This window comes from Bradyrhizobium sp. UFLA05-89 (assembly GCF_059803475.1).
Genome location: NZ_JBANBA010000214.1, coordinates 1 through 5511, shown reverse-complemented (window position 1 = coordinate 5511; position 5511 = coordinate 1). Strand labels below are relative to the sequence as shown.

Sequence of the window (5511 nt, the reverse complement as noted above, 5' to 3'; positions counted from 1 at the left end):
AGTTGAGGCCCTCGCCAAAAAATGGGCAGGCAAGCGCGCCAAACGCAGCTAACCCGCGGCCTGCACCGGAGGGTTACTCTGAAGAGAGCACGAGGTCCGGAGTGCCTAGGAGTCCGGACACGCTTTTTAGATCAAGGACTTAGCCGATCTAACCAATTGAAAGTACTTAAATAAGCATTGCCCATCGTTGCCGACGATCGCGCTATATAGTTATGGTCCGTGGACCCAAATTGGACCCAACATCAGGTCCGGTGACATGCCTCGCACAATGCGCTTGCCGCTGAACCGACTGAATTCGGTGCCGCGCTAATAGTCTAACTATCGTTCTGAACGATCACCGCTGGACTGGTCTGGCGATCTTCGCGCAGTGGCTGCACGCCAGTCGATATGCCGTACGAGCCCCAGGATTGTTCGGGTAACAGGGGTTGCTACGCCACGCTCGTCTGCATGGCGGACCACCGCGCCGCATATCGCCTCGATCTCGGTGGGTCTACCTGCAATAACATCTTGAAGCATGGAAGGCTTATGATGGATGTGGTGTGCGAGCGCATCGGCCAACATCTCTTCCACATGCTGCTGCTCAACGGCAAAGCCGCAGGCGATCGCCGTACTACAAACCTCCGAGACAATCTGAAAAGCCAACGCCCGCGTTTCCGTGTGCGCGCCGATTTGACCCACCGCTGATCCGGTGACTGCGCAAAGGCCGTTCAAAGCGGCGTTGAACGCGACCTTCTCCCAGATCGCCGTTTCGGCATGTGGATCGATTACCGCATTGAGCCCGCTCCGCGCGAAGAGATCGGGAAGGAGGTCCAGCGTCGGCGAGGCAGGTTCGCCTGCCGCCGCGAGCCGAGCAACGCCGCGACCGTGAGATTCGACGCTGCCCGGCCCCCTAATATCGGCGGGGTAGGTTGTGATGCCGATCAGCACATTTCGAGGATCGGCGAACTCGGTGAGAACAAGCTTGTTATCGAGCCCGTTTTGCAGGCTCAAGAGCGCCGTGTTTGGGCCGATCGAGCTACGTATGGCGGTTAGTGCCTGCTTCGTGTGCATCGCCTTCGTGAAGACGATGACGAGGTCGTAGACGGCATTCACCTCGGAGGGAAACAGAACCGGGACGTGAATGCGGCGCTCGCCTGCATCCGTCTTGAGGTTGAGGCCGTTCTTGCGAATCGATTCGACATGAGCGGCATCGAGGTCGATTAGGGTGACATCTGCTCCGGCCTCGAAGAGACTGCCCCCGAATAAGGATCCCATTGCGCCGGCTCCGAGAACGGCGACACCGAATGAGTGGCTGCTCTGGTCGGACATCGTTCCTCTTCCCGGTATTGTCCAGTTCTAGCTGGATTGGCTCATTGTGGCGCAGAACAGCACGCTTCACCTGTCCCGCGGTCCGTCGTCCGATCTCATCGGTTCTTAATGGATAATGATTGCCCAGAGTGCCCGCCGGAGCCTCAGTAGATGACGGCATATCTATCACACATGGTACATTTACTGTACTGAGCCCGAACGCTACCGAGCGCCTAGGTGATTTCCTTTGGGGGGCCTAGCTGTTGGCTTCTTCGCCAAACATTGCCTTCGCTCGACTTCTTGCCAGCGATCCGTAACCAGAATGTCGCAGTTGGGTCAGACTCGCAAAAGCTCGTGCCGAGCATAACGAGTCCGCTATACCCCCGAAAATCGGCATAAGAGCTCACCTTGCGAAGGTCTGCGTCGGGCCGATTAATCACTGGTATCTCTGAGTCGCAACCGCGGCCTTTTTCAACGGAATCGGCCAGTACCCGAAAAGCCAGAAAGCGCCGGCGTTGATCTACGTCAAAGAATGTACGGTGGTGAGCTCCAATATTTTCTTCTCTGCCGAGCACATTGAAGATCAGAAGGGCAGAGTAATTTCACGGTACCCGCATTCTGCACGCGATCAGCGACGCGCAAGTCGTAACTGGGAGGAGAAACCCATGTCACGTACGAAACTCATATTTTCAGCCGCGTTATTGGCCTCGGCCCTTTCAACGCAATTGATTGCTGCTGAGGTTAAGGTCGATCAGCAGACCTGCTATACGGGACCAGCCCACCTCATTCAGCACGCTGACGGAATGGTGGCTGGGTCGTATGCCGTTATCGGTACGTCGCCTGGAACGGAAGGGACCCCATTTCACATGATGTCAGGGCAGTGCCTAGGGGCATTTTCGGACGTCAGCGGCCAGCACGACGAAAACGGCAGTTGCGAGTTCGTGGACGCGGCCGGCGACAAGTACTTTGTCGTGTATTCCCGGAAGGGAGATCCTGCCAAGGCCGAGGGGACGTACCGTGTCGTTCACGGCACGGGCAAATTCGCCGACATGAGCGGAAGCGGGAAATGGATGCCCATCGGTAACTTCCCGCCCAGCGGCATGCCAAACATGTTTAACGGCTGCAATCACGAGTGGGGGGCGTATACCATGAAATAGGTGGCAGGATGTTCGGGAAGGCGCTTGTGCGTCTCTGTGCAAACAAGGCAAGCGCAATGTCGGAGTCGGTTCAAACCGGTAATACTCTGACCGAGCGGAATATTTCCGCTTAGCCCTCAAGATCAAGCACGAGGGCTGAACCACAAGGAGAGCCCAACTTCTGGAGAGCGCGCTGGGTGACATCAGCCGTCGGCGCATCAACGGATGGCCAGACCGCCATGCGCATCCGCCGAACGGCTCTGGGTGACCAGGGAAGGGGTCCAAGGAGGTTTCGAAAATGCGGACGCGAGCAGGTAAGGTCCGCAGGTCTAGCAAGGTGAGTGCCGGTGAGGCTTCAAACCTGATGCGGCGCCCGGCTTTCGAAGAAGCTCGGACAAGGGGGCCTCGGCCTCAGTTAAATCGGACGCCAAATGGCCAGCTGTTTAGCTTTACATTTCTGGATCTGAAATGCGGGTCAGCATCTTCACGTGCGGTCCTGCCCGTTTGAAGATCGGCTCCCAAAAGGCATAGGCCGTCTCGGCGAAACTCGCGCTTATGGTGAACTTCGTGAGCGCCCCCCGATATGCCGCCTGTCGCCGGCAGCCCTGCCCCTCGACAAGATGCCAGATGAATTGAGCGACCTGGCGCGCATACGTGCTCGGACGCCCTCGGTGGTTGGGTACGATCTCAAGCCGCATGGTCCCGGTGTCGCGCGTCTCTGGTTCGGTGATATTGGCAAGCCAGATGAAGATTGATGGGTCAATACTCCCGGCATAGCCGTCGCGCTTGAGTTGCTGATTGATCATAGAGAACGCGCTGGCGGCTTCTCTGAAGCATTCGCTCAGGATGAAGTTCGCCTGATTCTCCAGCTTGCCGCTCTGAAGATCGTCCAGCAATCTGACCGCCTCGTCTGTGAGCCGCCGCATGTATCGCAGTTGCGGCTGCCTCGCGCCTTCGGATGGTTCCTTCTGCACAACCAGCTCGGGCGCATCCGCGCAGAACTCCGTTGTGGTTTCTTTGCGAACGATCAGAAAATTGCCTTCAAGAGTGGAGCTGCCGATGTCTTTCGACTCGGCTTCGTCTTCCACCCGTGTCTCCACGAGGTTCTTTGCATGGTCCAACGCAGCATTCAGGCTGGCTTTGATGTTTTCAAAAGCTCCGTTTTGATAGTCCTTGGCAATCTCCACCATCATCTCGTTGGTAATGTCGGAATCTAGGAGTTCGTCCTTGCGCGGCGCCGCCGCATTCCGAGATTCAAGCACCGCAACGGGATTCGGAGCCATCGCTTGCCTTGCAAGGATTGTTTGATCAGACGTCTTCTCGCCTGTGTGCTCCGATCGCGGATTGGAAGCAGCAGTCCCGCTGGACAACACAAACAAACCATCGTCAATGGCTCGGCTCGCCGCCGCGGTAAGCTCTACCAGCGAGCGTCGCGCACAGCGCGTATGGCTAGCATGCCGCCGTTTTTGCGTGTGGCTCATGATCTAACGACCCCTCGACAAGCTTTTTCAAGACCCAGCGCCACAGCTCACGAACTTCCTCCGAGGCTCTTCCCTCTTGTGCAAACTCGGTCACGCCTAATCCTGCCCCAAGCGCGTCCTGGTGGTCATTGCGATGTCCGACGTAGGGAAGCGCAAGCACCCCGAGCGAATTGAGCGACGTTGCAGCTTCACTCACGCGGCAGCCCCGCGGTGGCGTCTGATTGAGGACGAAAGCAAATCGGCGGTTGAGCCTACGAATAGCAATCAACGTCGGTATCGCGGCTTCGATGTCGGCCAGACTCGGACGCACCGGGATCAGGCAAAGGTCGGCCCTCGCGATGGCGCGTATGGCCAGTGCATTGTTCGTGGCGGCGGTATCGAGGATCGCAAGCGAGATTCCCTCAGCTTCAAGGCTGACGAGCGCCCCTTCTATTTCGGTGGGATCGGAGACCCGAACGACCCGCGGATAGGGATGGCCGCGCCGTTCTTTCCATTTTGAAATCGTGCCTTGTGGATCCGCCTCGACAATTGCGACTCGGTCCCCGTTCACCATCGCTGCGACTGCAATTCCGACCGCCAGCGTGCTCTTGCCGCTTCCGCCTTTTTGGGTAACCAGAGCAAGGATATACATCTCCTGCGCTTCCCGGATGACAACGACATGAAACGCACGAGTCGTCGAAAAAAATGGGACTACCAATCGGTGACCTACCACTCCTCATCGTGAATCGCATCAAGAGCGAGCGTGGAACTCACAACCAAATCAAGATCCAGCCACTAACGATATACCGCGCTATACGTTGTAACGCTGGCCGGTCCATACATGCGGGCCAAAGGGCCACTTTCAGAGTCCTGAAATTTCAGAGATCAATCCAGCTCCAGGAGTGCTCCAAACTCATTCTCGTTCATCTGCGCAAAATCATAACGCGGGTAAACGTCCCTTGCCTGCCTGAAGAAGAAGTCGCCGAACGCTTTTGCCGCATCGAAGCGCAGCGGGTGATTGACGTGAGCGAAGGCGATCTGGGTGAAGAATGGCTCGGTGCCGGCAATAGCAACAGACTCGATGTGATCTGGGAATATTCGTGCCCAGTAAGAAACTAGATGGTGCCATGTAAAGGCTACGTCCGCGTAACCGCGGGCGACCATCTCAGGAAGATCGCGATGCATGATGCCAAGCCGGCCTGAGAAATCCGCCTCTGCTGCGACGAGAGCATCGGCTGCGGCTTTTCCCAGCAAAGTCTCCGTGGCAGCAAGGCATTTTGCTCGAACATCGCCGGTATCCGGCAGCGCGATCCGCGTACCTGGACGTATCACGTCAGGCAGCCCGCGAATGCCGAGCGGATTACCCTTCCGAACCAGCAGTGCGACGCCGCGATTCCTGCAGAAGAACCGCGCCTCACGCTCGACCACTCCCTGCTGATGCAACTGCCGCAATGGTTCTGGGTAGCCCATGAAGATATCAGGATAGAAGCCGGAGCTACGGCTGACATCGAGCGTGAGGTTGCCAAGCGCAACGCTCCCGGTGCGGATCATCGTAACCCTCCGGTGCAGGCCGCGGGTTAGCTGCGTTTGGCGCGCTTGCCTGCCCATTTTTTGGCGAGGGCCTCAAC

At 57.5% G+C, this 5511-nt stretch carries 5 protein-coding genes; 1 reads left to right on the top strand and 4 read right to left on the bottom strand.

What is annotated here, in order from left to right:
- Positions 1-318 precede the first annotated feature (318 nt).
- Complete coding sequence (locus SO139_RS45365; RefSeq protein WP_449384614.1) at positions 319-1308, bottom strand: ketopantoate reductase family protein; 990 nt, start codon at positions 1306-1308, stop codon at positions 319-321.
- Between the two features lie 644 nt (positions 1309-1952).
- On the opposite strand from SO139_RS45365, the gene SO139_RS45360 reads away from it, so the two are divergent.
- Positions 1953-2444, top strand: a complete 492-nt coding sequence (locus tag SO139_RS45360) for a hypothetical protein (RefSeq protein WP_449384615.1) — start codon at positions 1953-1955, stop codon at positions 2442-2444.
- 428 nt (positions 2445-2872) lie between these two features.
- Here SO139_RS45360 and SO139_RS45355 read toward each other — a convergent pair whose 3' ends face one another.
- From SO139_RS45355 to SO139_RS45345, 3 genes are all read right to left on the bottom strand, one after another.
- Positions 2873-3904: a hypothetical protein gene (locus SO139_RS45355; RefSeq protein WP_449384616.1), complete on the bottom strand. Its 1032-nt coding sequence runs from the start codon at positions 3902-3904 to the stop codon at positions 2873-2875.
- Positions 3873-4535, bottom strand: coding sequence for a nucleotide-binding protein (locus SO139_RS45350; protein ID WP_449384617.1), 663 nt, complete (start codon positions 4533-4535; stop codon positions 3873-3875). The genes SO139_RS45355 and SO139_RS45350 overlap by 32 nt, the downstream gene beginning before the upstream one ends.
- Before the next feature lie 233 nt (positions 4536-4768).
- Entirely contained in the window at positions 4769-5434 is a 666-nt protein-coding gene (locus SO139_RS45345; RefSeq protein ID WP_449384618.1) for a substrate-binding domain-containing protein, read from the bottom strand.
- Positions 5435-5511: the final 77 nt, after the last annotated feature.